Source organism: Pseudomonas sp. LjRoot277 (assembly GCF_964253845.1).
Taxonomy (GTDB): domain Bacteria; phylum Pseudomonadota; class Gammaproteobacteria; order Pseudomonadales; family Pseudomonadaceae; genus Aquipseudomonas.
In genome coordinates, this window is sequence record NZ_CAXURI020000001.1 from 3,186,432 (window position 1) to 3,213,311 (window position 26,880).

Genomic DNA, 26,880 nt, shown 5'->3' on the forward strand with positions numbered 1-26,880 from the left:
CCGGAGTGACGAGGGCCACCTCATGTGGCCCTTGTCGTGCTTCCAACAAGAACGTAATTCAGGTGGGTGCAAGCTAATGGCTGCGTACGACTTCATCATCATCGGTGGCGGCATTGTGGGCATGTCCACGGCCATGCAACTGGCTCAGGTTTACCCGGACGCAAAAATCCTCCTGCTGGAGAAAGAGTCCGGCCCGGCCAAGCACCAGACCGGCCACAACAGTGGCGTAATCCATGCCGGCGTCTACTACACCCCGGGCAGTTTGAAGGCGCGCTTCTGCCTGGAAGGCAACAAGGCCACCAAGGCCTTCTGCGACAAGCACGGCATCCGTTACGACGAGTGCGGCAAGCTGCTGGTGGCCACCAACGAGCTGGAAATGCAGCGCATGAGCGCGCTGTGGGACCGCACCGAAGCCAACGGTCTGAGGCGTGGATGGCTGTCGGCCGCCGAGTTGCGCGAGCGCGAGCCGAACATCGTCGGCCTGGGCGGTATCTTCGTGCCGTCGAGCGGCATCGTGAACTATGCCGAGGTTACCGCAGCCATGGGCCGCGAATTCGAAGCCGCCGGTGGTGAAATCCGCTACAACAGCGAAGTCGTCGCCATCGACGAGCGTCCCGATGAAGTGGTGGTCCGCACCGACACCCTGGAACACCACGGGCGCTTCCTGATCACCTGCTCGGGCCTGATGGCTGACCGCGTGGTGCGCATGCTCGGGATCAAGCCCAACTTCATCATCTGCCCGTTCCGCGGCGAGTATTACCTGCTGCCCAAACAGCATAATCAGATCGTCAACCACCTGATCTATCCGATCCCGGATCCGTCCATGCCATTTCTCGGCGTGCACCTGACCCGCATGATCGACGGCACCGTCACTGTCGGCCCCAACGCAGTGCTGGCGATGAAGCGCGAAGGCTATCGCAAGACCGATTTTTCGCTGTCGGACATGTTCGAAACCATGACCACCCCGGGCATTCTCAAGGTGCTGATGAAGAACCTGCGCCCCGGTCTGATCGAGATGAAAAACTCACTGTTCAAGGGCGGCTACCTGAAGGAAGTGCAGAAGTACTGCCCGAGCATCAACAAGAGCGACCTCACCGCCTACCCGGCCGGTGTGCGCGCCCAGGCGGTCTCGCTTGACGGCAAGTTGATCGACGATTTCCTGTTCGTCAACACCGCCCGTAGCGTCAGCGTCTGCAACGCCCCGTCGCCTGCAGCGACCTCCGCCATCCCGATCGGCGCATACATCGTCGACAAGGTCCGTGAGCAGCTAGCAAGTGCCGGTGTCAGTTTTGTCAAACCCGCCAACTCCACTCGGACCGCCCCGATGGCGGCTTCCGGCGCAACCCGCTAACGAGGAATTTCGCGTGCAACTCAACGATCAGAAACTGTTTCGCCAGCAAGCCTATATCGACGGTGTCTGGGCAGATGCTGACAGTGGCCAGACCCTCATGGTCAACAACCCGGCCACCGGTGAAATCATTGGCAGCGTGCCGAAGATGGGGGCGACCGAAACCCGTCGTGCCATTGAAGCCGCTGACAAGGCGCTACCGGCCTGGCGCGCCCTGACCGCCAAGGAGCGCGCCAACAAGCTTCGCAAGTGGTTCGACTTGATGATGGCCAACCAGGAAGACCTGGCCCGCCTGATGACCCTGGAGCAAGGCAAGCCACTGACCGAGTCCCGTGGCGAAATCGCTTATGCCGCTTCCTTTCTGGAGTGGTTCGGCGAAGAGGCCAAGCGTGTGTATGGCGACATGATCCCCGGTCACCAGGTCGACAAGCGCCTGATGGTGCTCAAGCAGCCGATCGGTGTCACCGCCGCCATCACTCCGTGGAACTTCCCTTCGGCGATGATCACCCGCAAGGCCGGTCCGGCCCTGGCCGCCGGCTGCACCATGGTCCTCAAGCCGGCCTCGCAAACGCCTTACTCAGCCCTGGCCTTGGCCGAGCTGGCCGAGCGCGCCGGCATTCCGAAAGGCGTGTTCAGCGTGGTCACCGGCAGTGCCGGCGAAGTCGGCAGCGAGCTGACCGGTAACCCGCTCGTGCGCAAGCTGACCTTCACCGGCTCCACCGAAATCGGCCGCCGGCTGATGATCGAGTGCGCCAAGGACATCAAGAAGGTGTCGCTGGAACTGGGCGGCAATGCACCCTTCATCGTCTTCGATGACGCCGACCTGGACGCCGCTATCGAGGGGGCGTTGATCTCGAAGTACCGCAACAACGGCCAGACCTGCGTCTGCGCCAACCGTCTGTATATCCAGGACGGTATCTACGACGCCTTCGTCGAAAAACTCACCGCGGCCGTGGCCAAGTTGAACATTGGTAATGGCCTGGAAAACGGCATCACCACCGGCCCCCTGATCGACGCCAAAGCCATGGCCAAGGTTCAGGAGCACATTGAAGACGCTGTGAGCAAAGGCGCTCGCGTGGTTGCCGGCGGCAAGCCGCATGCCCTGGGCGGGACCTTCTTTGAGCCGACCGTGCTGGTTGATGTTCCGCGCAACGCCGCCGTTGCCAAGGAAGAAACTTTCGGTCCGCTGGCACCGCTGTTCCGCTTCAAGGATGAAGCCGATGTGATCGCCATGGCCAACGATACCGAATTCGGTCTGGCGTCCTACTTCTATGCTCGCGACTTGAGCCGGGTGTTCCGTGTGGGCGAAGCGCTGGAATACGGCATTGTCGGCGTCAACACCGGGATCATCTCCAACGAAGTCGCGCCGTTCGGTGGCATCAAGGCCTCGGGTCTGGGTCGTGAAGGCTCCAAGTACGGCATTGAGGACTACTTGGAAATCAAATACCTCTGTATCGGCGTGTAATTACGACGGACATTCATCAAGCGTCAAGTGGGGGTGGAAATGAACACCCACCGAAACCTGTAACAATGTCATATGGCTGTCATTCCCCGGAGTTCCTTAATATGAATCGCTCGTATCTTTCGCTCGCCGAAAAGGATGTTCAGTATCAACTGCACCCCTACACGGATGCGCGACTGCACCAGGAAGTAGGCCCGCTGATCATCGAGCGTGGCGAAGGCGTTTACGTCTATGACAATCAGGGCAAGCGTTATCTTGAAGCGATGTCGGGTCTTTGGAGTGTGGCGCTGGGTTTCAGTAATGAGCGCCTGATCAAGGCGGCAGAGCAACAGCTACGCAAACTGCCCTTTTATCACCTCTTCAGCCACAAGGCTCACACGCCCAGTATCGAATTGGCCGAGAAGCTGATCGAACTCGCCCCGGTGCCGATGAGCAAAGTCTTCTTCACTAACTCAGGCTCTGAAGCCAACGACACCGTCGTCAAGATGATCTGGTATCGCAACAATGCCATCGGCAAGCCTGGCAAAAAGAAGTTCATCAGCCGTCACAATGCGTATCACGGCATTACTGCTGTCAGCGCCAGTTTAACCGGGCTGCAGGTGAACCAACGTGGTTTTGACGTGCCGTTGCCCGGCTTCTTTCACGTTGCTTGTCCGCACCACTATCGCAATGCCAAACCTGGCGAGACCGATGAACAATTTGCTGATCGCCTGGCAACCGAACTGGAAAATGTCATCCTCCGGGAGGGCCCGGAAACCGTAGCCGCTTTTTACGGCGAACCGCTGATGGGGGCGGGCGGCGTGATCGTGCCTCCGCGCACATATTGGGACAAGGTTCAAGCGGTGTGCCGCAAATATGACGTGCTGGTCGTTGCGGATGAAGTGATTTGCGGCTTTGGTCGTACCGGTAAAATGTTTGGCTGCGAAACCTTCGGTATCAAGCCGGATGTCATGGTGGTTTCCAAGCAACTATCTTCTTCGTATCAACCGATCGCGGCAGTCCTGATCAACGATAAGGTCTTCGAGGGGATCGCTGATCAGAGCCACACCTTCGGTACTCTGGGCCATGGCTTCACCGGCAGCGGCCACCCGGTTGCGACTGCAGTTGCGCTGGAAAACATAAAAATCATCCAGGAAGATCGGCTTGTCGAGCGCGCCTGCGAGTTGGGCGAACAACTTCAGGCCGGACTGGCTCAATTTGCTGATCATCCGCTGGTAGGGGAGGTCAGGGGCTGTGGACTGATCGCCGCTGTAGAGCTCGTTGCGGATCGTCGGACAAAGGAACCGCTGGATACGGTTGGGAAGCTGGGGCGCTACCTGGCGGGACGTGCGCAGGAGTACGGCATGATCACAAGGGCGATGGGAGACTCGATCGCATTCTGTCCACCACTGATATCCACGACAGAAGAAATACAGTTTGTGGTTGATACGTTCAGCCGTGCACTCGACGACACTGACCGTTGGTTTGGTCTGGGTGTCAACCAAAGCATGTGGCATCAGTGGGAGGGCTACACGCACAACTCCTGATAGCGCGTCTCGGTGTCATGAAGGTGCATCGATTATCGGCGCGGCCCGAGTACTGGTCGCGCCACCATCTTCGTTTCGTGAGTAAAAAATGATTCTTCACGGATTACCGGGAAAGATGCTCTTGATCTTCATGAAAAAGAGCTCGCTGTCCCGGTAGCCGTACACCCTCTGTTTGATAACCATGATTTATATCTTTTTAATTAATCGGTGTGAGTTGACCAACGAATCCGGCTCACAACGTCTCTAGGTCAGCCTGTTGTTCCGGGTGCTGGCTAACCTCCAGGTCAAAAGCTGTATTCATTTCCACTACAGCCGCCTCGATTTGAGTGCGTCCCCTCTGGCTCCAAACTTCGAAAAATGATCTGACCGCAACGCGGGTTTTAGTCAGGCCCGACAGGCAGGAAACGTGTGGAGTGAGGCGTCAAAGTACTTGTTTTAGTCGTTCACGGACTTCGTGAAGAACCCAGTGGCTGCGCGACCCACTGCGGCTCCTTCTAAAGGTTGTGATCTTCCAGTGTCGCGGCGAGAGTGCACAGCTTCGTCAACTCGGTTGAGATGATTTTTGTGCAATTGCCTGATGGAATAGGCGGCTAGAATGGGGGCCACTTTCGGTAGCAGAGTGCATGGCGACCTCCAGCCATCCATGGCAGGAGCTTTCATTCGATGGGGCTTTTCCTGATGCGTCTGGGTTGAGATTTGGTTCTTCAAACCAAGATGGAGTCTTGATCAAAACCTTGGGACAGGCCGCTCTACGACGCTCCAATATGACGATGTGTCGATAAGGCTCAGGACGCGACCCTGTTCTTTGTCCAGGCTCAGGGTGCCTCGGATCAAATCACCGGCCAGCCAACTCGGTGTGTTAGCCGCCAGCACTCTACCTTCGGCATTGAGCAACAACGCCTCGTTACTGACTCGCATGAGGCTGCGTACGAGCAAGGGTTCCAAGGAGTGCAGAGAAATATCGGCAGCGGCCACACCAATGAAGCGATCTGCGAAAAAGATAGGAACCGAGAAGGCAACAATGTACTGCTCCGTGCCGTACAAATCCACAAACGGGCCGTCTATGGAGGGCTGCCGGGTTTGCTGGGGGCGAGTGTACCAAGGCATGTGCAGGTAATCGTAAAAGCGGTCGCTACGGCTATTAAAATTCAGTGTCAGAGGCTGGATCTCTTCTTTTTGGGTTCGGCACCACCACTCCAGATGCATCTCGCGATCTTCCAGCTCACCAGGAGCGAAGACAACTCCGGCGCCATGAAACTTGAGGCTCTCCGAGTTCAGGATCTGTCGGATTATCGGCAGCAATGGCTTGAGGTCGCCTTGGCTGGGGTGCTTCGTGTTGCAACACAGATGTTCCCAAATGCTCAATACTTGGGCGCTCATATCGTTGAGCCCCTTGAATACGTTACTAATGGAAGCGTTGATCAACGTGGCACATTGGGACAACTCGTTTGCTGACATTTCGTTAGCCATGGCTCTACCTCATGACTCAGAGAAGACAATGCGGTGCCTGCAGTCGACGGGGTATGCGACACCGAGCTGCATAGCGAGCGAATAATTCAGCAAGTTTCGTTCCATTCATTAGTCGCCTTCTGCCATTTGTTGTAGTCGTAGGGTGCTTAGGCGGCGAACGCCTCGTGTTACATGTGCTTCTGCCAGTGCGCCGGCCAGATTGGCGTCGTTCGCTACGATGGCTTCCAGGATAGCTCTATGCTCCCGCTCGATGGCCTGTGGATCCGGTTGGCCGGCAAACGGCAGCCATAACAGTTCCCCAAGCTCCGCCTGCAGACGCGCTTCGCTGTGAGTCAGGCGCACAGACTGCGCTGCCACGGCTATTTCGATATGGAATCTAGCGTCGGCTCGGCGGCGCTCTCGCCGCTCTTGAGCGTTGGCCAGGGCGTCGACAAGGCTGCTCAGTCTTGCATGTTGCTCAGGCCCGGTGCGCTGAGCCGCCAGTCGGGCGGCGGCGCCTGAAATGGCAGCGTGTTCATCGGCGAGGTCACGCAGTTCAAGCGTGCTGAATTCACGTAGTTGATCGAACAGGGACTGATCTGAGGTTTGCGGCGCGGCGCAGACGAAGCTCCCGCCGCTGCGTCCGCGCCGGGTTTCGATAACCCCGCGCTCGCGCAAGCCTGCCAGCGCGTCCCGCAGCGTAACCGTGGCGACGCCGAGTTGGGTGGCCAGGGCACTTTCATTGGGGAGCTGTTCGCCTTCTGTGAACAACCCCAGATCGATCATTTCTATCAGGCGACGGGTAACAGACTCCGTTTTACCTTCCTGGTTAAGGCGTATGAGGCTTGAAGTAGGGCTCATGGTTGATTCATTCATGGGCGGCGCCGTTTTACGCCTGTGGCAATAGTCCGATGTAGCGTCAAGCGCGTCCGGATGTGCGTTTCTTTTAAAATTCTATTTCATATTTAATATTATTTTTGTACGTGTTCGTGGGGGGATTCTAGAATTTTGGCGCATGAAAAGTCAAAAAAATCACCTGATGTTCGCTTTTTTGGGGTTCTCATGGGTTAAAAGATATGGTTCCATATGTTTAAGGCGATTTGAGATCGCATCCATCCGAACCCAGGAGCAGTTTTAACCATGAGTCAGTTGACCCGATCAGAGTGGGAAGCCAGAGCCAAGGCGCTGAGCATTGAAGGGCGAGCCTTCATCAATGGCAAATATGTGTCGGCCAGTTCAGGTGCAACCTTCGAGTGCATAAGTCCTATCGACGGGCGTGTGCTTGCCTTGGTCGCGAGTTGTGATGCGGCGGATGCGAATTTGGCGGTCGCCAGTGCCCGGTCGGCGTTCGAGTCCGGTGTCTGGTCACGCCAAGCACCTGCAATGCGCAAGGCAGTGATGGTGCGTTTTTCCGAATTGTTGCAGGCCCATGCCGAAGAGCTGGCTCTGCTGGAAACATTGGACATGGGCAAGCCGATTTCCGATTCGCTGTCGGTCGACCTCCCGGGGAGTATTGACAGTATCCGCTGGTGCGGTGAGGCAATCGACAAAATCTACGATGAGGTGGCAGCGACCTCGGTTGATCAGCTTGGGCTGGTTACCCGGGAGCCGGTTGGGGTGGTTGCGACTATCGTGCCGTGGAATTTTCCACTGATGATGGCGTCTTGGAAGTTGGGGCCGGCGCTGGCTGCCGGTAACTCCGTGATCCTCAAACCCTCGGAGCGTTCTCCGCTGACGGCTATCCGCATCGCACAGCTAGCTCTGGAGGCGGGTCTTCCAGCGGGTGTGCTCAATGTTCTGCCGGGCTATGGCCACACCGTGGGCAAGGCGTTGGCCCTGCACGGTGAAGTTGATACCTTGGCGTTTACCGGGTCGACCCAAGTGGCCAAGCAATTACTGGTTTATGCGGGTGAGTCGAACATGAAGCGAGTCTGGCTCGAGGCCGGCGGCAAAAGTCCCAACATCGTATTTGCGGATGCCCCCGATCTGCAGGTGGCGGCCGAAGCAGCAGCGGCAGCCATCGCCTTCAACCAAGGTGAGGTTTGCACTGCCGGTTCACGTTTGCTGGTGCAGGCATCTATCAAAGAGCGTTTTGTACCGATGGTTGTCGAGGCCATGAAGGGCTGGAAGCCGGGGCATCCTCTCGACCCTGACACCAACGTCGGCGCACTGGTGGATGGCCGTCATCTGGATGGGGTGATGCAGTACATCGAAGAGGGTCAAGCGCAAGGCGCGCGGCTCTTACTCGGGGGACGCGTGGCACGGGTAGAAACCGGTGGCAGTTACGTAGAGCCAACCCTGTTCGACAACGTCAGCAATTCGATGAAAATCGCTCAGGAAGAGATATTCGGTCCCGTACTGTCAGTCATCGAATTCGACGAAGCAGAGGATGCGGTACGCATCGCCAATGACACCCCTTACGGTCTGGCCGCAGCTGTCTGGACGTCTGACCTGTCTCGAGCCCACAACATGGCCCGCGCACTTCGTGCCGGCAGTGTTTGGGTCAACCTCTATGACGGCGGTGACATGATGGCGCCATTCGGCGGCTTTAAACAGTCCGGCAATGGCCGTGACAAATCCCTGCATGCCTTTGATAAGTACACGGAGATCAAGGCCACCTGGATACAACTCTGAGTCAACTCTGGTTAATCGCGCAACGGATGGGATGGCACCGTCCGATCAACGCCTATTAAAACAAATTCCTTTTTGAAGGATGTTGCAATGAACAGCTCAATTAGCGCCAAGGTAGCTGTAGATCAAGACGCGGAGCAACTCCGTGCCCTTGGGTACACCTCAAATTTCGAACGTAGTATGAGTCTGTGGCAGAACTTTGCCCTTGGATTCACCTATCTGTCCCCGGTAGTAGGGGTCTACACCTTGTTCGGCCTGTGCTTGGCCGCCGGCGGGCCACCAATGTTCTGGTCCTACCTGCTGGTGGGGTTCGGCCAGATGCTGGTGTGTCTGATTTTTTGCGAAGTGGTATCTCAATACCCGATTTCCGGCGGCGTCTATCCTTGGGCCCGTCGTCTGGTTGGCAAGAAGTGGGCATGGATGGTTGGGTGGATTTATGCCATCTCTCTGTGTGTCACCATTGCCGCCGTCGCGCTGGGGGCTGGCCCCTACATCGCAAACCTTCTAGGTTTCGAGTCGTCGCCGGTAACTAACACGTTGGTCGCGCTATTTTTGACGGCGACGGCGACGGTCTTGAATCTCAGTGGTACCAAGCTATTGGCGCGGGTGGCGATGTTCGGTTTTCTCTGCGAACTAGTCGGGGCTTTGTTGATCGGTGGATACCTGCTGATCTTCGAGCGCCACCAGCCTTTGAGCGTATTGTTCAATACTTTTGATATTTCCATTGATGGGGCCTATTGGCCTGCGTTTCTCACGGCCTCATTGGCGGGGATGTTTCTCTACTACGGCTTTGAAGCTTGCGGCGATGTTGCCGAGGAAACCCCAAATCCGAGCCGCCAAGTTCCAAAGGCGATGCGGATGACTATCTGGATCGGCGGCGCCGCCTCGATCTTTGCGGCCCTGGCGTTGATCCTTGCAGTTCCAGATATGGCTGCGGTCATTTCCGGGCAAGACAAAGACCCGATGTCGACCATATTCGGCAGCGCGTTCGGTCCTGTGGGCTCTCGGGTAGTCATGGCGGTCATTACGGTTTCGTTCGTTTCCTGCGTGCTGAGTTTGCAGGCATCCGCCAGTCGTTTGCTCTATGCCTATGCTCGAGACGAAATGCTCATGGGCAGTAATGTGCTGAAAAAACTCTCGCCTACGACACACGTCCCGACTGCAGCCCTGGTGGTGTGTGGCGTGCTGCCCGCGATCATTGTGTGCGTAGGCTTCTACCTTCAGAACGCTATTGCGCTGGTGGTGAGCTTTGCCGCCATCGGTATCTACCTGGCGTTCCAGATGATTGTTGGCGGGGCGCTGTACGCCCGTATCCGTGGGTGGAAACCCAAGGGCCAGTTCACCATGGGGCGTTGGGGTTGGATAGTGAACATCGCTGCCCTTTGCTACGGCATGTTCGCAATCATCAATATGTCCTGGCCGCGTACCCCGGATGCACCTTGGTATGTGAACTACGGCATCGCACTTGTCGGTGCCATCGTCATCCTTGTCGGTGTCCTATACATGACCCTGTTTCGTCCCTATGAAAAGGGCAAGGCCCCAGCTTCGGATGCCTGGAAAAACCGTTAATTGACATCAATGCCTGTCGCTAAGCGCGGCAGGCAAACCGATCTTCTAACAATAAGGTTGAAGGCTATGACGTCTCGAATCCACTCACTACTGTTCGGGCTGTTTCTGGTTCTGGCCAGTCATGCAAGTTTTGCGGCAGGCCAAAACGATACCCTCGGCGTGATCCATGACTATATGAAGGCTTGGAATGCCCACAATGCGGATGCGGCGGCCGAGTATTTTTCTGATAACGTTGAGTTTCTCGACGCCTCGGTGGGCACACCTCAAGTTGGCCGCGAAAACGCTAAGTCCCAAGTAATTCAGGTGTTCATGCAGGCGGTGCCGGATCTGCAATGGAAAATGTTCGGCGAGCCGATTGTCAATGGCGAGAGCATTGCCTTTGAATGGGAGTTCAATGGCACCAATACCGGTCCCTGGAGTGCCGAGACCCCAGCTACTCAGCGCCCCCTCAGCTTCAAGGGTGTTAGTTTCATACATCTCAAGAACGGCAAAATTCTCACGCAGCATGACTACTACGACGCCCTCGGTTTTAACAAGCAACTGGGCTGGTAACGGGTTATTACAGTTTGCAGTATCAGGGGAGGCCTGCCTACGCAGTGAGGTCACCCTGTGCGAAGTGCTGTCGATAATAGCGATCCATACTTACATTTAGTGGCGCGATTTATACCAGATGTACGATGAGTGGGGGGGTGACCTGGCAGCAATACGTGCTCAGCCTTTGTTGGATGCATTTTTTCTCGATGCAATGAACTGCACCATTCTTGCCTTCGCTCTGAACATGTGCGCCTACACCGCGGAGATATTTGCCGGGGCCATTCGCAACAACGTCCATGGCGAGGTTGAGGCTGCAAAAGCGTATGGCCTCTCGGGATGGAAGCTCTAAACGTTTGTGATCATGCCGTCAGCCTTGCGTTGCTCGCTGCCGTACTACAGCAACGAAGTGATCTTGAAGCTGCACTCGACCACGGTGGAGTTCACTGCCACGGGGCCGGACATTCTAAAAGTCGCCCCCAAATTTGCGGCGACGAGGGCAACGGCTGAATTTGCACAAACATTCAAGCCGGTTGTTCGGGGATAGTCACTTTGAGGCATTGGGGGCGCACAGCAAGGAGAGTCTATGGTGCAACCAAGGCCTTTGTGTTGTTCCTCTCCCAAGGGCTGAGTCTGGAGCTCTCGCCCAAAGGCGTCTATGTCCAGGCCGTGCTCCCTGCCGGAACTCGTACGGAGATTCGGGAGCGTGCAGATATCGACGTCAATACGCTACCCGAGCTAATGGATGTGAGGGAGTTGGTGGATGCAGCGCTGGTCGGCTTCGATCAGGGTGAGCTTGTGACCATCCCGCCTTTGCACGATGCCAGCTCGCTGGGATACCCTAGATGCCGTACGACGAGCGCCAAGTGGGAAGGGCGCTGGACGAAGAGAAACTAGCGGCCGAATTGCACAAAGGATGTGCCCGTGAGCTAGAGACACAGTCCTGAAAGAGTTGTCGTAAGACAACCCCAAGACCACTCAGTCCACGAACGCTCTTGGGTTACTAAATTGGGTGGTTTGAAGGTTATCGGAAAATCGGTCGACTGCATTTACCGACTGATGTTGATTGTCGCCATCGACAGTATTGGGTCGTTCCCTGCTGATCAAATCCAATGAAATCGGTAGACTGCGACCCGTTTCTGGTCCAACTGGAGTTAGGTTCGCTGTCGTTCATGCGGAGCTCTACTGCGTTCCAGTCGTATCATTGGAAAAGTCCACTCACCGAACGACCCTTCCGTGTGGATGACCACACCCAAATTTTCCATGGCGATTTCTAGGTGGAAACGGGTAAATACCGAGTCTGCTCGCAGACTGAGGGTACACATAGAGGTAGAAAATTTTTCGAACAAAAAATATCCCTTTATTTTCAATAACAAAGAGAAAGGTTCGATTCCGGCTTCGGCACCATCTTAAATCAAGGGTTTGCGAGCGAAAGCTGATGCAAACCCTTGTTTGTTTCTGGTCCGTTATTTTTAGTTGACCACGGCTATTGATCCCGACCGCTAGCCCCTGAATTAGCGCCGCGTCGATCTTCGCCAGAAGGGTTGCCGGTATCGACGAGCCTTCTCTCTACCAAGACATTTTGAAGGGCCTGGCGGGCTGCCGGATCGAGCTGATGCTCTCTTTCCTTGAGTTCAAGCAAGATAGGGCTGGACCAAGTGCGATAAGTTTTCTCAGCAATACGAATAGGTGTCATCTGTCTCCTCCTTGATCAAGGCCCGCCAGCGCAGCCGGCGCCATTTCGATTCGATAGAACCCTAGTCGAGAAATCTGTTTGCCGCCAAAAAATGGCAGGATGCTGGGGGCACTTCACTGGTGCCATTATTGGGTTTGTGATGGAATGCAATACTCGATTTCATCCCTCATTTGCCCAGACGCCCATAGCAGCCGTGCGCCGCACATAGTCGGAAAAGTCCCGCGCCGGCCGCCCCAGCGCAAGCTGTACGCCATCGGCAACCGGTGTATTGCCACCCGAGGAGAGGCGTGGTCTGGTCGAGGCCTTCAAACGCATGTCGTTGCTGGAAATCATGGCGCCAGCGGCCGGATCGAGTGAATTCGATTCAGCCGCCGACGCTGTCAGCTAAACGAAAGGCTGACCGGTAAAACCACGAGGCAATCGTTGCAGTCCTTCCATGGCGGTGAGCCGTTCGATCCAGGCCGCGCGCCAGTCATTGGCTGTATGCGTAACTTTGGCTTTGCGTGCGGCGCGGCGTGCAGCGTTGCGCTGTTCTTTGCGCGCATCCTTGAACGCGTCGGTGTTTCGGCAGCTTCTGCATTTCACCCGGGTAAGTTCACTGGTTGATACGAGTTTGCTGCCTTTGTGACCGCAGGCCAGATGCCCGCCGACTTTGAAGTGAGTAACCATCAGACGCCTCCTTCGTGACGTGTGATCGTTTGACCTCCAGCGTACGGTGACGTTCGTTGCCTGCGTAATGGGCAAAAAAAAGGCCTGCATGCGGGCGGGCCAGGGGGGATTCATCAAAGGAGTCCGGTAAATCTAGAGCCTGGGATGTGAACGCAGTGTGAAACAGACGGCGCAGCCATAAAAAAGCCCAGCGCCAGGCTGGGTTGGGGATGTAGCAGGAAGCGCTCAGGCAAGGACGCACCCGGTGACGATAAGGTCGCCGTTTATGCGTCCTGAATCAGGCCGTCTCCTTGAGGGTGTCCAGATCAGAATCATCTGAACCGCGGCAGGGGCGGGTCGACAGGTTTGAGCGACGACAGCGTATTGCGAATCAGTGGCGCGTCTTTCTCGATGTCGTTCAGCCGATCACGGATTCGGAGGGCCGTCGGGTGCCCGCCTTGATGATCGACCCAGTCGGCGATTTCCTTGCATGCCGCTGCCAGGCGAGCCTGACGGGAGTCGAGCAGGGTGAGCAGGGTGGTGATGGACTCTTTTTCGGACATGGCAAACACCTCCGTTCAAGAAACCTTTAACTGGCAGCAAAAAGCCCGCGGGGGAGCGAGCTGTCTGCCGATGGGGTCGCTAATCCTTCAGCTTTTTTCAGTATAGACCCGTGAAAGGCAGGTGGCATCAGCCTTCTCGGACCGTCACTTGCGACCTGGCATTGAGCTGCCGGCATTCACGCCGGGCGTCTTCTTCATGGTCGAAACCGTCACCGATGAAGCCACGGGTTCGAGTATCGGCGATGCGATACCAGACGGCGGCATCGGGTGGTGGATGGTTGGTATCTCCGGCTCGGCGGCCATAGATGATGATCTTGTTGCAACGCTTCACAACGAAAATGTCTTCCATGGCGTCACCACAGCTAATTCAGGTTCACAACAACTATAGAAGCCATTTGCGATCGTGCAAAAAATAGACAGGTCAGTTCGTCGCTTCAACGGTTGCGATCATCTTCTCCAAAAACACTGCCAGCCCGACTTCCTCTGCCCGGAGCCCTTTACGCGCTCGTGGCCTGGGCAGCTCAGCCAACGTCCCCAAAAGAAAACCATCGAGCACCGCCGGGTGGATGTAGCACTTGCGACAGACGGCCGGAGTATTGCCCAGTTGTTTGGCAACGTTCTTGACCATCTCCACCACATGCCGTTTGGCATCCGACTCGGGCTCCCACTGCAGTTCCCGCAAAACTGCCAACGCCAATGCGCTGCCGGCCCAGGTGCGGTAATCCTTGGCAGTGAAGTCGGCACCGGTGAGGGTTTGCAGGTAGGCGTTTACGTCGGAGGAGCTGACGGTGTGTCGCTCACCGTTTTCATCCAGGTACTGAAACAGGTTTTGCCCGGGAATATCCAGGCAACGTTTGATGATCCGCGCCAGGCGTCGGTCTTTCACGGTGATCTGGTGCTCGACGCCGCTCTTGCCACGGAACTGGAACAGGATCGCATTGCCGTTGACCTCGACGTGACGGTTGCGCAGGGTGGTCAGGCCGTAGGATCGGTTGTCCCGAGCGTACTGGGGGTTGCCGACCCGGATCAGCGTCGCATCAAGCAAGGTGATGACCGTGGCCATGACTTTGTCGCGACTGAAGCCGGGAGCCGCCAGCAGTGCTTCAAGCTGTTTGCGCAGTTTTGGCAGCGCCAACCCAAAGTCCCGCAAACGTGAGTACTTGTCAGCATCGCGCAATTCTCGCCAGCGTGGGTGATAACGGTACTGCTTTCGACCTCGGGCATCACGACCGGTCGCTTGCAGATGGCCGCGCGGGTCTGCGCAGATCCACACATCGGTGTAGGCCGGGGGCACGGCGAGGGCATTGATGCGTTTGATTTCGTCTTGATCGGTGATGCGTTGACCTGCGGGGTCGTAATAGCAGAACTTGCCGCGCAGTTTCTTGCGGGTGATACCGGGCTGGGTGTCATCGACGTAATGCAGGTCGGATGGCAGCACATCGGGCAGCGCGATATCGGGCATGACGGTAGTCCTTGGCGAGGGAGCAGGGGCCGTTACAGCCATTGACCGCACGCCGTTGCAGTCGTGCCAGCGGATTTATGCCAGCACCGCCACCGCCTTGATCTGTGCCCAGAGCTGCTGGCCGGGGTGCACGCCCAATTGGTCCCGGGAGTAGCGGGTGATCCGCGCCAGCAGCGGTGTGCCGCCAGCGTCCAGACGAATCAGCACGTGGGCGGCGTTGTCGGCGCCCAATTCACTGATCACGGTGACCGGCAGGCGATTGAGGATGCTGCTTTGCTCGACGCTTTGCAGGCTCAGGCTGACATCTCGCGCCTGAACCTTACAGCGCAGCGCCTGACCCGGGGTCATCGGTGAGTGAGCCACGCGAATGTTCAGGGTCGTGTTCGGCAGTTGCAGGGTCAGCAACTGATAGTCGGCGTCATAGGCACTGACGTGCCCCTCGATCACCACGCCGGCGTCGTCGCCCAGTGCCAGGGGCAGGTCGAGACGGGCCAGCGTTTCGCCAATAGCGCCACTGGCCAGCGCCTTGCCATTGCTGAGCAGAACGAGGTGATCGGCCAACCGCGCGACTTCATCCTGTGAGTGGCTGACGTACAGCACCGGGATATCCAGTTCATCGTGCAGTCGTTGCAGGTAAGGCAGGATTTCGTTTTTGCGTTGGCTATCCAATGCCGCCAGCGGCTCGTCCATCAGCAACAGTTTCGGGCTGGTGAGCAGGGCGCGGGCGATGCCGACCCGCTGCCGTTCACCGCCGGAAAGGTGCTGCGGATGGCGATCCAGCAAATGGCCGATCCCGAGCAGTTCGGTCGCGTGAGCCATGTCGACCCGTCGCTGGGGGCGAGGGATGCGCTTGAGGCCGAACTGCAGATTGGCCAGCACCGACAGATGGGGAAACAGGCTGGCTTCCTGGAAGACGTAACCCAGCGCACGTTTGTGTGGCGGCACGAAAATTTTCTTGTCGCTGTCCTGCCAGACTTCGTCGTTGACCTGGATGAAGCCCTGTTCGGCCTTCTCCAGGCCAGCAATGCAGCGCAGGCAGGTGGTCTTGCCCGAACCGGAATGACCGTAAAGCGCAGTGACTCCGCGGCCGGGCAATTGCAGATCCACTTCCAGGGCGAACCCTGAATACTTCAGTTTCAGACGCGTATGAATCATCGATCAGCTCCAGCCCGCTTTGGTTTTACGGCTGGAGTAAAGCGCCAGCAACACAATAAAGGAGAACACCAGCATTGCCCCGGCCAGCCAATGGGCCTGGGCGTATTCCATGGCTTCGACGTGATCGTAGATCTGCACCGAGACCACGCGGGTCTTGTCGGGAATATTGCCGCCGATCATCAGCACCACGCCGAATTCACCCACGGTGTGGGCGAAACCGAGAATGGCAGCGGTGATGAAACCGGGGCGGGCCAGCGGCAGGATCACGCTGAAAAAAGTGTCCCAGGGATTGGCGCGTAAGGTCGCGGCCACTTCCAATGGGCGAGTGCCGATGGCAGAAAAAGCATTTTGCAGTGGCTGGACCACGAACGGCATCGAGTAGAGCACCGAGCCGATCACTAACCCCGCAAAACTGAACGTGAGGGTGCCAAGTCCCAGTGATTGGGTGAACTGGCCGATAAACCCGTTAGGGCCGAGCGCCAGCAACAGATAAAAGCCAATCACCGTCGGCGGCAGCACCAGGGGCAGGGCGACGACCGCCCCGACCGGGCCGCGCAACCACGAGCGGGTGCGCGACAGCCATAACGCAATCGGAGTGCCGATGACCAGCAGGATAACCGTCGTCAGCGACGCCAGTTTCAGGGTCAGCCAGATGGCGGAAAAGTCGGCACTCGATAGCGTCATTTAGAGTTGGTAACCGTAGGATTTGATAATTGCGGCTGCTTTCGGGCCTTTGAGGTACTCAACCAGCGCCTTGGCAGCCGGGTTGTCCTTGCCCTTGTTGAGAATTACCGCATCTTGTTTGATCGGGTCGTGCATGTCGGCTGGAACGATCCAGGCCGAGCCGCCGGTGACTTTGCCGTCTTTGTAGATCTGCGACAAGGCTACAAAACCCAGTTCGGCGTTGCCGGTGGAGACGAATTGATAGGCCTGGGTGATGTTCTGGCCTTCAACGATCTTGGCTTTGACCTTGTCGGTCAGGCCCAACTTGGCCAGTACCTGAGTAGCGGCCAGGCCGTAAGGCGCCGCTTTCGGGTTGGCGATGGACAGGTGCTGATACTGGTTGTCGCTCAACACTTTGCCTTTGGCATCGACGTAACCTTCTTTCGCCGACCACAGCGCCAGGGTGCCGACGGCGTAGGTGAAGCGCGAGCCCTTGATCGTGTCGCCTTCGGTTTCGAGTTTTTGCGGGGTGGTGTCGTCCGCAGAGAGGAACACTTCGAACGGTGCGCCGTTCTTGATCTGGGTATAGAACTGGCCGGTTGCACCAAAGGAAGTGACCAGTTTATGCCCGGTGTCTTTTTCGAAATCGGCGGCGATCGCCTGAATCGGTGCAGTGAAGTTGGCGGCGACGGCAACCTGGACTTCATCCGCCTGGGCGGACCCGAAAGCGAACACTGCCAGCAGGGTTGCCAGGCAGGTGGGGGCAAAACGTGAGGCACGAATGGTCATGAAACGGCTCCGTTGAGGCAATTGGTAAACGCTATATAGCGGAATATATAGCGAAATGCCTGCAAACGGAATGTGCTGAATGCGCGTTGTTGAGACCACGCATGACCCTGTAGCAGCTGCCGAAGGCTGCGTTCGGCTGCGCAGCAGTCGTAAATCCAGCTGCCACGGTTAGCCTGAAAGACCGCGGTGTCTGGTTTCACGACCGCTTCGCGGCCGAACGCAGCCTTCGGCAGCTGCTACACGGACGTGCGTTACCGACGAACCAACTTGGCCAATCCTTCCTCAGCCAAACGCCGGGTCAGTTCACTCGTGGTCATTTCAACGCCGAGCGTGAATGCCTGCCCCGCCCAGAGATTGCTGAAATCCGCTTCCCCCTTGGCCCGCAATGGCATCAGCGCACCACCCGCCAGCGGGAAGGCCGGTGCTTTGGCGCTCATCGGCCCGAGTTCGCGCATCACCCGATTGAGAATGCCGCGCGCCGGGCGTCCGGTGAAAATGTTAGTGACGGCTGTCTCACTTTCCTTGGCCGTGCGCAACGCCTTGTGATGAGAAGCGCTGACCTTGGCCTCTGGCGTGAACAAGTACGCCGTGCCCACTTGCACCGCCGAAGCCCCCAACAGGAAAGCCGCCGCGACGCCTCGTGCATCGGCAATCCCGCCGGCAGCAATCACCGGTACTTTCACCGCATCGACGATCTGCGGCACCAGCGCAAAGAGGCCCACCTGGCTGCTCAGATCATCACTGAGAAACATGCCCCGATGGCCACCGGCTTCGTACCCCATGGCGATGATCGCGTCACAACCCTGTTGTTCGAGCCAGATCGCCTCTTCGACGGTGGTGGCCGAGGAGAGCACTTTCGCCCCAGTGGCTTTCACGCGATCCAGCAGGGACTTTTCCGGCAGGCCGAAGTGAAAACTCACGACTTCGGGGCGAAACTCTTCAATCACTTCGCAGGCCGCGCTATCGAACGGTACTCGATTGGACACCGGCGTCGGCGCGTCGAAGTCCACGCCAAGTTCCCGGTAGTAGGGCTCCAGCAGATTCTTCCAGTCTTGAGCGCGCTGCTCATCGGCGGCGGGAGTCTGATGGCAGAAGTAGTTGACGTTAATCGGGCGCTGAGTGTGTTGCCGAATCGTTTTCAGCTCCTCACGCAACTGATCGATGCTCAACATGGCGGCCGGCATCGAGCCCAGGCCGCCGGCGTTGCTGGCTGCGATAACCATGGCCGAACCGGTCGCGCCGGCCATGGGCGCCTGGATGATCGGCAGCTCAATGCCAAGCAGATCAAGAATGCGGGTGTCTGGCCATTTGCTCATTTGAAGGGTTCTCCGACGTCATAACAGGGCAGGGACGGTAGGACCGTTTTTGTATCAGCAATGACTGATACAAGGCCAGTCGAGTTTTCAGTTCGTGTGCCATTCTTGGCTTAAAGTCGAGTACGGTGAAATGTTGCTATGTGTTATTTCAACTGCACGACAACTGAGTGATTCCATCTGGAGGCAGCAATGTTCCAAGGCATTTTGATCGACAAAGACGACAGCGGTTACCGGGCCACACTGCAAGAGATCAATGACGATCAACTGCCCGAGGGCGATGTGACGGTGCGTGTGGCGTACAGCACGCTGAACTTCAAGGATGGCCTGGCGATTACCGGCAGCAGCCCGGTGGTGCGAAAATTCCCGATGGTGCCGGGGATCGATCTGGCAGGTACTGTCGAAGTCAGTGGGCATCCGGACTACAAGGTCGGTGATCAGGTCGTACTCAATGGCTGGGGTGTTGGCGAAGGGCATTGGGGTGGACTCGCGCAGAAGGCTCGCTTGAATGGCGACTGGCTGATTCCGCTGCCCAAGGCATTCACCACGGCGCAAGCGATGGCCATCGGCACGGCGGGTTACACGGCGATGCTGAGCATCCTGGCGTTGGAACATAACGGCGTGACGCCCGAGCAGGGCGACGTATTGGTCACCGGCGCCAATGGCGGTGTAGGCAGTTTCGCCATCGCACTGTTGAACAAGCTGGGCTATCGGGTGGTCGCGTCCACTGGCCGAACCTCCGAACACGATTACCTCAAGCAACTCGGCGCCAGCGAAATCATCGACCGCGCCACGTTGTCCGAGCCGGGCAAACCCTTGGCCAAGGAGCGTTGGGCGGCGGTCATCGACTCGGTCGGCAGCCACACCCTGGCCAACGCCTGTGCCAGCACGAAGGCCAACGGCACTGTCGCCGCGTGTGGCCTGGCGCAAGGCATGGACTTCCCGGCTTCAGTCGCACCGTTCATTTTGCGCGGTGTGACCCTGGCCGGGATCAACAGCGTGACTCAGCCCAAAGCCAAGCGGATACTGGCCTGGAATCGTCTGGCCAAGGATCTGGACTTCACCTTGCTGCCGCTGATCAGCCACGAAATCGGCTTGAGCGAAGTGATCGAGGCTGCACCGCGATTGCTCGCCGGTCAATTGCGTGGGCGGGTGGTGGTCGACGTCAATCGTTGACTGTCTCACCGCCAATCAAACAGACAAACGACAGAGACAAGGACTATCGACCATGGATGTAAAGCAGCGTGAAGTGCGGCCCTTTATCGTCTCGGGCCTGCAAGTGCGCACCTGTAATGCCGCAGAGCAGCAACCAGACACTGCGCGCATCGGCCCGATGTGGGAACAATTTTTCGTTGAGGACATCTTCGACAAGATCCCCCACAAACAGCCGGATTCCTTCATGTACGGCGTCTACTCCAACTACGAGTCCGACGCTTCGGGCCACTTCGATGTGACCGCGGGGGTGGCGGTCACCGCGCCCTCCGAGGACTTTCCGCAGATTCAGGTGGAGGGAGGCGATTACCTGGTGTTCAGCGCCAAAGGGGCGATGCCGGACAGCGTCATTCAGACTTGGGGCCTGATCTGGGCCTACTTTAAGGACAACCCGCAGGTTTGCCGCACGTTCGCCACCGACTTCGAGGTCTATACCAGCCCGGATTCAGTGTCGGTCTATATCGGCATTCAGGACTCAGACGGGTTTTCGCGTTCAAGCAACTGACGCTTGCGTTCCACACCCCAGCGATAGCCCGAGAGGTTGCCGTCGCTGCGCACCACGCGGTGGCACGGAATCGCCACCGCCAGGTTGTTCGCGCCGCAGGCTTGAGCCACGGCGCGCATCGCTTTTGGCGCGCCGATTCGCTGAGCGATATCGGCGTAGCTGGCGGTGCAACCGACGGGAATCTCCCGCAGGGCTTGCCAGACCCGTTCTTGAAAAGCGGTGCCACGAACATCAAGCGGCAAGTCCAGGCCCAGGGCTGGCGCTTCGATAAAACCTACAACCTTGGCGATCAGTTGCTCGAACGTGTGATCGGCGCCAATCAGATTCGCACGTCGAAACTTGTCCTGCAGATCGCAGACCAGTTGGTGCGGGTCATCGCCCAACAGGATCGCGCAAACACCGCGCTCACTCTGCGCCACCAGAATCGCCCCAAGGGAGCACTGGCCGACGGCAAAACGAATGTCGTTGTTCTGACCGGCGGCGCGGTAATCACCGGGTTTCATGCCCAATAGTTGATCGGCGGCTTCATAGAAACGGCTGTTGGAGTTGAAGCCGGCGTCATACAGCGCGTCGGTCACCGAGTCTCCGTCCGTGAGACGCTCACGGACCCTGCGTGAACGATGAGCTGTGGCGTAACCCTTGGGCGTCAGACCGGTAACCGCTTTGAACACCCGATGGAAGTGAAAGCTACTCAGGCCCGCAGCAGAGGCCAGCTCGCTCAGGACAGGCAGACTCTCCGCGGTTTCGATCTGGCGGCAAGCGGCCGCCACCGTCGCAGCATGTTGCGCGGCGATGTCGCTTTGATCCTTCGCGGCCCGCTTGCTGGGGCGATAACCCGCCGCCTGGGCCTGCTCGGCCGTGTCGAAGAATTCGACGTTCTGCGGTTTCGGCAAGCGCGCCAAGCTGCTGGGGCGGCAGTAAATGCCGGTGGTTTTCACCGCATACACAAACTGTCCGTCTGCCCGGGGATCACGCGCGACGACGGCGGCCCAGCGAGGATCGTTCTCGGTGGCGATCTTTGTCGAATGGCTTGTCATGGCTTCATGTCCGTTGATCCGTTTCATGCAGATTAACCAGCCGACGGGGTCGCTGCACCCCGGGTCTTGCGGTCGAATTCGAAGGCTTCATCCGGCGGTACGAAAGGTGAAATTGATCCGTTGCTCGCCCAGTCGCGGGTGTTGGCCGTCCTTGATCGGCAAGACCCCGTGATAGCGCAAGCGATCCACGCCGCCCCAGACCACAATGTCGCCATGCAACAGCGGCACTCGTTGGCTTTTATCGCTACGCTCGAAGCCGCCGAACAGGAACATCGCCGGCAATCCCAGGGACACTGAAACAATGGGCGCTGCGTAGGAAACTTCGTCTTTGTCCTGGTGCAACGACATCTTGGCTCCGGGAACATAACGGTTGATCAGGCAGGAATCAGGCACGAAATCCGCAAACCCCGCTTCCCGCGCCGCCGCTTGTGCCAGTTCGAAAAACACCTCGGGCATTTTCGGCCAGGGTTGACCGGTCTGCGGATCATGGCGGGTATAGCGATAACCGCTGCGGTCGGTGGTCCAGCCCAGCACGCCGCAACTGCTCAAGGCGACCGACATGGTAAAGCCCCCGGGCGTGATCATCTGCCGAAACGGTGCCGCCGCCAAAACCGCGTCCAGGGCGGGCAGCAACTGATCCAGCCAGGGCAGGGCAAAACCTCTGAGGACGCAGGACTGTTCGCCGATACGATCGAGCCTGGGTTGCTGCTCGGGTTCCGCGTCGGCAAACAAGTCGAAGGTGATCGGGTTCATGGGGTCATAACGCATCGTGAAAGATGATTCCAAGGGTATGCCGTTTTCCACTGTGCAGGCGACTCACGCCGTGGCGCAGGGTGACTCGGTAATAGCCACGAACGCCTTTGACCGGTCGTTGGTTGACGGCAAAGATCAGCCCGTCACCTTTCTTCAGGCCGATGACCTGAGGGCGCGACTGCATCCGTGGGCGCTGTTCCGTCAGCACGAACTCGCCACCGGTGAAATCGTCGTCCGGCTCTGACAGCAGAATCGCCACTTGCAGCGGGAAGACGTGTTCGCCGTACAGGTCCTGATGCAAGCAGTTGTAGTCCTGCGGTCCATATTGCAGCAACAACGGCGTCGGGCGTTCCTGACCGGCGGCATGACAGCGTTCGAGGAACGCCTCATGGGTTTCCGGGAAACGTGTCGACAGGTCCATGTGCTCGTACCAGCGATTGGCTATCGGCACCAGTCTGGGGTAAAGCGCACTGCGCAAACGGGCGACGATATCCGGCAGCGGGTACCTGAAGTATTTGTACTCGCCACGACCAAAGCCGTGACGAGCCATGATCACTTGCGAGCGAAACGGTTCGGGACTGGCATACAGAGCGCTGATTTCATTGCACGCCTCGTGGCTTAAAAGCGACCTGATGATCGCGCAGCCATCCTGATCGAGTTGCTGTTCCAGCATGACCCAGTCCAGTCCATCGAGAGAACGCTCGCTCATCGCTGTGCCTCACGCTCCAGCAGCTGCCGTTTGCGCTCCAGCCCCCAACGGTAGCCGCCGAGGCTGCCATCCTGACGCAGCACCCGATGGCACGGCACGATCACAGCCAGCGGGTTCGCTCCGCAGGCATTGGCCACCGCCCGAAAAGCCGTGGGTTGCCCCAGTTGTCGCGCGATATCCAGATAGCTGGCCGTTTCACCCACCGGTATTTGCCGCAGGGCATCCCAGACTCGCCGTTGAAACACGCTGCCCGTCAGATCCAGCGGCAAATCCAGGGTGGTGCGCGGGTCTTCGAGGTGGCGCAGGGTTTGCTCCAGCGCAGGAATCAAGCCCTCATCGCGCTGCGGTGCTTGTTGGCCGGGGAAGCGTTGCGAAAGATCGCGCTCCAGCGTTGCCAGGTCATCACCGATCAGCAGCGCACACAAACCCTCGGCGCTGAATGCGAGCAGCAAGACGCCAAGGCTGGAAGTGCCACTGATGAAGCGAATCGAGGAAGTAGACATGTTCTGACTCCTTAACCAAAGGTTGAGGTGGCCAGTCTAGGGAGAGGGGACTTCGTTAACACTCCGGCACTTGCGGTTGAATTCCAGAGGCAGGAGCAGACATCCATGTTGTCGCTCCAGATCCCGTTACAGCGCTTTGCTGACGCTTATTTCGCTGATGACGTCGTCGCTCGAACCATGAAGAGCGTCCAGCGCGGCCTTGGCTTCTTCTTCGGTGCCGTTTTCAAGCTGGGCAAATTCGAAGCGACGCTCACCATTGAGTTTGTATTTGATGACGTACTTGGTCGTTTGGGCCACGGTCATACCTGCTTGTCTTGGTGTTTGGGTGTCACTCAGCTCAGTTTCGTGCTGGAGCGGCGGATGATCTTGATGGTGTGAGTCAGGGTCGGTTTGCGAGTCACGCTGATCGGCCGGCGGTTGACCGTGTCGATGGTGATGTTCCAGAAGCCGGTGCTCGGTGCAGTAATTCGGGCCGGGAAAGTGTCGAATGCTCCACCATGGTAAGTGTGGCGGCCGCCATTCTTGAAGCTGCGGAAATTGGCGTCGTTCATCAAGCGGATATTGCATGTTTGGGAGCATTGAATGACGACGATGTCGTCTTCGTTGAGGTGCTCGCGCTGGTGGATAAATTTCATGAGGCGCCTCCAGAAGGGCTTTTTCTACAAAATCAAAACGATAGCATGTGCGATTGGCGCAGTTTATCAGCCCGAACGGGTTATTATCCGGTCGTCGAGGTCTGCTTTGACAATTAAAAACAGTTATACGGAATTCTATGAGCGATAAACGCAGCAAGCCTCGGAGAAAAACAGCATTTGTACTGTCGGAGTGTCTTTATCGGAGGTGTTGTATGAAGTGGGGTGTACTGGTCCTGCCTATGGCGATAGCGATGAGTGGTTGTGCGAGTGTCTCGGAGATCAATGAGTCGCTGCCGACCATGAGCGTGATTTCAGGCAAGAAGCCTCATGAGTACGCGCAATGCCTGACCGAAAAACTGGCCAGCAGCCGGGGAGCCCTGCAAGTCGAGCCGCACAAGGACGGTATGCGAGTCATCGTGCCGCAGAAGTTCTCCTCGGGGCCGGCCGCGGTATTTGATATCGAAGACCGCTCCACTGGCAGCAGCATCAAGTTGCATGAGCGTATCTCCAATGTGCCGTTGCGCCCCATGGATGTACGCGATGCCGCTACTGCATGCATTTCCGGCTGATAGACTGTCGCCCGTCAGCACCGATGCCGCCAAAGCAGCGCTTTGGCGGCATTGTCATTTCTGGAGTCGAGCATGAAGCGAGAGCAGGTACGGGAGCGCCATGCAGAGGGTCACATCTCTGCCACTCACGTGATTCAGAATCCGGCGAATCCGGGAGAATGGATCGTGTTTTTCAAGAAAAGCGCCGGGCGCAGTTACTTTCTGGTGGATGAAAACGATGAAGTCGAATCCTTCAGTAGCCTCGATGAATTGATCGAGACGGTGCGCGGCCTCGGGATCAAGTTCGCCGAAATTCACATGTAGGGCAGGGCGCCTTACTTGCAGACCACCACGACGTTGCGGTTCTTGTAGTTGCCGACGTCGACACCCAGGGTCTTGTCGCTTTCCTTGGTCGAAGGTGTTCCGTCGGTACCGACGATCCGATAGCCGGTGCCGGCGCAAGAGGCATCGGCTTTTTCGTAGCAGGTGGCCCAGGAATTAGCTTCCCCGGAGCAGTCGATCGCCAAGCCTTGCTCGCCGCTGTTCAGGTAGGTCGTTTCGGAAGTGGCGCAGCCGCTCAGGGCCAGTGCCGCGATCAGGGGCAAAAATTTATTCATGTCGTTGTCGTCGTCAGGATGAAGGGGCTGAGCCTGTGACAGCGCTGGCATCAAAAGGTTATAGCGAATGGCCACTTGGTTGCAGGCAATCACAAAAAAGCCCTGCGCGAGCAGGGCTTGGGTCGAGTCGGGTGCTTCTCAGGACTTGTCCTTGCCGCGACGCTTCGGGGCTGGGTGTTCGAGCTCCAATACGGATGCCACTTCAATCGCCTTCGCTTCGGTCGGGAAAGGACCGGCGATCTCCTCGCCGCCGCCGAAGTTGAATATCCACCACTGGCCGTCTTTCGCCTGATTGATCAGGAACCCGTTGACACTTTTTGCTTCCGACATCTATCTGCCTCGTTGACTGGTTCAATCGCGCAATGATAGCGCCAAATGCGCTCAATGGGTGCTGATGGTGTAGGATTCGAGGCCGTGCAGATCTGGTTGTCTGTGCTATCTATAAAGGCTGCGGAGCTATCTCGGGAACTATCCGCGAGAATATTTCTCTATGATGGCATCGGTTAGCCAGTGCGGGGCATTGTAAGGTGCGTGCCGCCTGATTAGACTGCGCCGAAACTCGTACACACAGCCCTATCAAGGACTTTTATGATCAAGAAATGCTTGTTCCCAGCAGCCGGTTACGGTACTCGCTTCCTGCCAGCGACTAAAGCCATGCCCAAAGAAATGCTGCCGGTGGTAAACAAGCCACTGATCCAGTACGGCGTCGAAGAAGCACTGGACGCTGGGTTGACCGAAATCTCCATCGTTACCGGTCGCGGCAAACGCGCTCTGGAAGACCACTTCGACATCAGCTACGAGCTGGAAAACCAGATCAAAGGCACCGACAAGGAAAAATACCTGGTCGGCATCCGTAAACTGTTGGACGAGTGCTCGTTCTCCTACACCCGTCAGACCGAAATGAAAGGCTTGGGCCACGCGATCCTGACTGGCCGCCCACTGATCGGTGACGAACCGTTCGCGGTAGTGCTGGCGGACGACTTGTGCGTCAACCTCGAAGGTGACGGCGTCCTGACCCAGATGGTCAAGCTGTACGAGCAGTATCGCTGCACCATCGTTGCGATCCAGGAAGTGGATCCGCAGGAAACCAACAAGTACGGCGTGATCGCCGGCGAGCTGATCGCTGATGATTTGTACCGCGTTCGCAACATGGTCGAAAAACCAGCCCCGGAAGACGCACCGTCGAACCTGGCGATCATCGGTCGTTACATCCTGACGCCGGATATTTTCGAGCTGATCAAACAAACCGAGCCAGGCAAAGGCGGCGAGATTCAAATCACCGACGCCCTGATGAAGCAGGCGAAAAACGGTTGCGTGATTGCCTACAAGTTCAAGGGCAAGCGTTTTGACTGCGGTGGCGCTGAAGGCTACATCGAGGCCACCAACTTCTGCTTCGAGAACTTCTACAAGACTGGCAAGGCTTACTGATAGCCTTTGACCCACTTGTATTGAAAAGCCACCTTCGGGTGGCTTTTTCATTTTCCGTCCCCATATCGTTTGCAGCGCTTGCCCAGCGGACGTCTGCGGGTATGCTTGTGGACTGCCGAGGAGATTGA

At 57.6% G+C, this 26,880-nt stretch carries 30 protein-coding genes and 3 pseudogenes; 13 read left to right on the forward strand and 20 right to left on the reverse strand.

The annotated features are described in order from the left end of the window. Nucleotides 1-76: 76 nt before the first annotated feature. The 3 genes from lhgO (at nt 77) to ACSQ87_RS15110 (ending at nt 4,336) form a co-directional block, all read left to right on the forward strand. Entirely contained in the window at nt 77-1,351 is a 1,275-nt protein-coding gene (gene lhgO, locus ACSQ87_RS15100) for an L-2-hydroxyglutarate oxidase (protein ID WP_436273784.1), read from the forward strand. Between the two features lie 13 nt (nt 1,352-1,364). Continuing rightward, nucleotides 1,365-2,813, forward strand: coding sequence for an NADP-dependent succinate-semialdehyde dehydrogenase (gene gabD / locus ACSQ87_RS15105; protein WP_429555907.1), 1,449 nt, complete (start codon nt 1,365-1,367; stop codon nt 2,811-2,813). Between the two features lie 101 nt (nt 2,814-2,914). Next, nucleotides 2,915-4,336 (forward strand): aspartate aminotransferase family protein, encoded by a 1,422-nt coding sequence (locus ACSQ87_RS15110; RefSeq protein WP_436273785.1) that lies wholly within the window; start codon nt 2,915-2,917, stop codon nt 4,334-4,336. Between the two features lie 726 nt (nt 4,337-5,062). Here ACSQ87_RS15110 and ACSQ87_RS15115 read toward each other — a convergent pair. Together ACSQ87_RS15115 and ACSQ87_RS15120 are read right to left on the reverse strand one after the other, a co-directional pair. Beyond that, nucleotides 5,063-5,806, reverse strand: a complete 744-nt coding sequence (locus ACSQ87_RS15115) for a PDC sensor domain-containing protein (RefSeq protein ID WP_223531555.1) — start codon at nt 5,804-5,806, stop codon at nt 5,063-5,065. Between the two features lie 108 nt (nt 5,807-5,914). Then, nucleotides 5,915-6,646, reverse strand: a complete 732-nt coding sequence (locus ACSQ87_RS15120; protein WP_150727308.1) for a FadR/GntR family transcriptional regulator — start codon at nt 6,644-6,646, stop codon at nt 5,915-5,917. 279 nt (nt 6,647-6,925) lie between these two features. On the opposite strand from ACSQ87_RS15120, the gene ACSQ87_RS15125 reads away from it, so the two are divergent. The 5 genes and pseudogenes from ACSQ87_RS15125 to ACSQ87_RS15145 form a co-directional block, all read left to right on the forward strand. After that, complete coding sequence (locus tag ACSQ87_RS15125; RefSeq protein WP_150727166.1) at nt 6,926-8,419, forward strand: aldehyde dehydrogenase; 1,494 nt, start codon at nt 6,926-6,928, stop codon at nt 8,417-8,419. Between the two features lie 87 nt (nt 8,420-8,506). Next, nucleotides 8,507-9,985 (forward strand): APC family permease, encoded by a 1,479-nt coding sequence (locus ACSQ87_RS15130; RefSeq protein WP_150727167.1) that lies wholly within the window; start codon nt 8,507-8,509, stop codon nt 9,983-9,985. A 66-nt stretch (nt 9,986-10,051) separates the two neighbouring features. Next, entirely contained in the window at nt 10,052-10,537 is a 486-nt protein-coding gene (locus ACSQ87_RS15135) for an ester cyclase (RefSeq protein ID WP_223502634.1), read from the forward strand. Between the two features lie 142 nt (nt 10,538-10,679). Beyond that, nucleotides 10,680-10,994 (forward strand): annotated as a pseudogene (locus ACSQ87_RS15140) (ABC transporter permease subunit); the annotation flags it as partial. Nucleotides 10,995-11,098: 104 nt separating this feature from the next. Beyond that, a pseudogene (locus ACSQ87_RS15145) lies at nt 11,099-11,444 on the forward strand (SDR family NAD(P)-dependent oxidoreductase); the annotation flags it as partial. Nucleotides 11,445-12,002: 558 nt separating this feature from the next. On the opposite strand, the gene ACSQ87_RS15150 reads toward ACSQ87_RS15145, so the two are convergent. The 10 genes and pseudogenes from ACSQ87_RS15150 to ACSQ87_RS15195 all read right to left on the reverse strand — a co-directional run bounded on the left by ACSQ87_RS15150 (nt 12,003) and on the right by ACSQ87_RS15195 (nt 18,808). Continuing rightward, nucleotides 12,003-12,212, reverse strand: coding sequence for a hypothetical protein (locus tag ACSQ87_RS15150; protein WP_150655842.1), 210 nt, complete (start codon nt 12,210-12,212; stop codon nt 12,003-12,005). 159 nt (nt 12,213-12,371) lie between these two features. Continuing rightward, nucleotides 12,372-12,488, reverse strand: a pseudogene (locus tag ACSQ87_RS15155) (NmrA family transcriptional regulator); the annotation flags it as partial. A 108-nt stretch (nt 12,489-12,596) separates the two neighbouring features. Beyond that, nucleotides 12,597-12,881: a hypothetical protein gene (locus ACSQ87_RS15160; protein ID WP_223429945.1), complete on the reverse strand. Its 285-nt coding sequence runs from the start codon at nt 12,879-12,881 to the stop codon at nt 12,597-12,599. 311 nt (nt 12,882-13,192) lie between these two features. Then, a complete protein-coding gene (locus ACSQ87_RS15165) occupies nt 13,193-13,423 on the reverse strand; it encodes a hypothetical protein (protein WP_010460746.1) in 231 nt (76 codons plus the stop codon). A 127-nt stretch (nt 13,424-13,550) separates the two neighbouring features. Continuing rightward, a complete protein-coding gene (locus ACSQ87_RS15170; RefSeq protein ID WP_046047413.1) occupies nt 13,551-13,772 on the reverse strand; it encodes a hypothetical protein in 222 nt (73 codons plus the stop codon). 72 nt (nt 13,773-13,844) lie between these two features. Continuing rightward, the gene (locus ACSQ87_RS15175) at nt 13,845-14,885 is read right to left on the reverse strand and encodes a DNA topoisomerase IB (RefSeq protein ID WP_223429944.1); all 1,041 of its coding nucleotides are present in this window, start codon (nt 14,883-14,885) and stop codon (nt 13,845-13,847) included. Between the two features lie 75 nt (nt 14,886-14,960). Beyond that, on the reverse strand, nt 14,961-16,040 hold the full coding sequence (modC, locus tag ACSQ87_RS15180; RefSeq protein WP_223429943.1) for a molybdenum ABC transporter ATP-binding protein: 1,080 nt from the start codon (nt 16,038-16,040) through the stop codon (nt 14,961-14,963). Nucleotides 16,041-16,043: 3 nt separating this feature from the next. Beyond that, a complete protein-coding gene (gene modB, locus ACSQ87_RS15185) occupies nt 16,044-16,724 on the reverse strand; it encodes a molybdate ABC transporter permease subunit (RefSeq protein ID WP_223429942.1) in 681 nt (226 codons plus the stop codon). Further along, the gene (gene modA / locus ACSQ87_RS15190) at nt 16,725-17,492 is read right to left on the reverse strand and encodes a molybdate ABC transporter substrate-binding protein (RefSeq protein ID WP_436273786.1); all 768 of its coding nucleotides are present in this window, start codon (nt 17,490-17,492) and stop codon (nt 16,725-16,727) included. A 251-nt stretch (nt 17,493-17,743) separates the two neighbouring features. Next, entirely contained in the window at nt 17,744-18,808 is a 1,065-nt protein-coding gene (locus ACSQ87_RS15195; protein WP_223429940.1) for an NAD(P)H-dependent flavin oxidoreductase, read from the reverse strand. A 189-nt stretch (nt 18,809-18,997) separates the two neighbouring features. Between ACSQ87_RS15195 and acuI the strand changes: the two genes are divergently transcribed. Continuing rightward, entirely contained in the window at nt 18,998-19,981 is a 984-nt protein-coding gene (acuI, locus tag ACSQ87_RS15200; protein ID WP_223429939.1) for an acrylyl-CoA reductase (NADPH), read from the forward strand. Between the two features lie 52 nt (nt 19,982-20,033). After that, nucleotides 20,034-20,522, forward strand: a complete 489-nt coding sequence (locus ACSQ87_RS15205; protein WP_223429938.1) for a GyrI-like domain-containing protein — start codon at nt 20,034-20,036, stop codon at nt 20,520-20,522. On the opposite strand, the gene ada is transcribed toward ACSQ87_RS15205, so the two are convergent. The 6 genes from ada to ACSQ87_RS15235 form a co-directional block, all read right to left on the reverse strand. Then, nucleotides 20,486-21,559, reverse strand: a complete 1,074-nt coding sequence (gene ada, locus ACSQ87_RS15210) for a bifunctional DNA-binding transcriptional regulator/O6-methylguanine-DNA methyltransferase Ada (RefSeq protein ID WP_223430092.1) — start codon at nt 21,557-21,559, stop codon at nt 20,486-20,488. The genes ACSQ87_RS15205 and ada overlap by 37 nt on opposite strands. A gap of 87 nt (nt 21,560-21,646) precedes the next feature. Next, a complete protein-coding gene (gene alkB, locus ACSQ87_RS15215) occupies nt 21,647-22,327 on the reverse strand; it encodes a DNA oxidative demethylase AlkB (protein WP_223429937.1) in 681 nt (226 codons plus the stop codon). Beyond that, nucleotides 22,317-23,021 (reverse strand): 2OG-Fe(II) oxygenase, encoded by a 705-nt coding sequence (locus ACSQ87_RS15220; RefSeq protein ID WP_223429936.1) that lies wholly within the window; start codon nt 23,019-23,021, stop codon nt 22,317-22,319. The genes alkB and ACSQ87_RS15220 overlap by 11 nt, the downstream gene beginning before the upstream one ends. Beyond that, nucleotides 23,018-23,524: a methylated-DNA--[protein]-cysteine S-methyltransferase gene (locus ACSQ87_RS15225; protein ID WP_223429935.1), complete on the reverse strand. Its 507-nt coding sequence runs from the start codon at nt 23,522-23,524 to the stop codon at nt 23,018-23,020. The genes ACSQ87_RS15220 and ACSQ87_RS15225 overlap by 4 nt, the downstream gene beginning before the upstream one ends. Before the next feature lie 126 nt (nt 23,525-23,650). Next, on the reverse strand, nt 23,651-23,827 hold the full coding sequence (locus ACSQ87_RS15230; protein WP_156400794.1) for a hypothetical protein: 177 nt from the start codon (nt 23,825-23,827) through the stop codon (nt 23,651-23,653). 29 nt (nt 23,828-23,856) lie between these two features. Then, the gene (locus tag ACSQ87_RS15235) at nt 23,857-24,159 is read right to left on the reverse strand and encodes a DUF1883 domain-containing protein (protein ID WP_024164534.1); all 303 of its coding nucleotides are present in this window, start codon (nt 24,157-24,159) and stop codon (nt 23,857-23,859) included. Between the two features lie 212 nt (nt 24,160-24,371). Here ACSQ87_RS15235 and ACSQ87_RS15240 point away from each other — a divergent pair, with 212 nt between their 5' ends. Next, complete coding sequence (locus ACSQ87_RS15240) at nt 24,372-24,728, forward strand: hypothetical protein (RefSeq protein WP_223429934.1); 357 nt, start codon at nt 24,372-24,374, stop codon at nt 24,726-24,728. Nucleotides 24,729-24,800: 72 nt separating this feature from the next. After that, nucleotides 24,801-25,031 carry a hypothetical protein gene (locus tag ACSQ87_RS15245; RefSeq protein ID WP_008155098.1) on the forward strand — a complete coding sequence of 77 codons (231 nt, stop codon included), beginning with the start codon at nt 24,801-24,803 and terminating at the stop codon, nt 25,029-25,031. A gap of 11 nt (nt 25,032-25,042) precedes the next feature. Here ACSQ87_RS15245 and ACSQ87_RS15250 read toward each other — a convergent pair whose 3' ends face one another. Then, complete coding sequence (locus ACSQ87_RS15250) at nt 25,043-25,324, reverse strand: hypothetical protein (protein WP_223429933.1); 282 nt, start codon at nt 25,322-25,324, stop codon at nt 25,043-25,045. 138 nt (nt 25,325-25,462) lie between these two features. Beyond that, nucleotides 25,463-25,654: a hypothetical protein gene (locus tag ACSQ87_RS15255; RefSeq protein WP_223429932.1), complete on the reverse strand. Its 192-nt coding sequence runs from the start codon at nt 25,652-25,654 to the stop codon at nt 25,463-25,465. A gap of 258 nt (nt 25,655-25,912) precedes the next feature. On the opposite strand from ACSQ87_RS15255, the gene galU reads away from it, so the two are divergent. Further along, the gene (gene galU / locus ACSQ87_RS15260; protein WP_008155104.1) at nt 25,913-26,752 is read left to right on the forward strand and encodes a UTP--glucose-1-phosphate uridylyltransferase GalU; all 840 of its coding nucleotides are present in this window, start codon (nt 25,913-25,915) and stop codon (nt 26,750-26,752) included. Nucleotides 26,753-26,880: the final 128 nt, after the last annotated feature.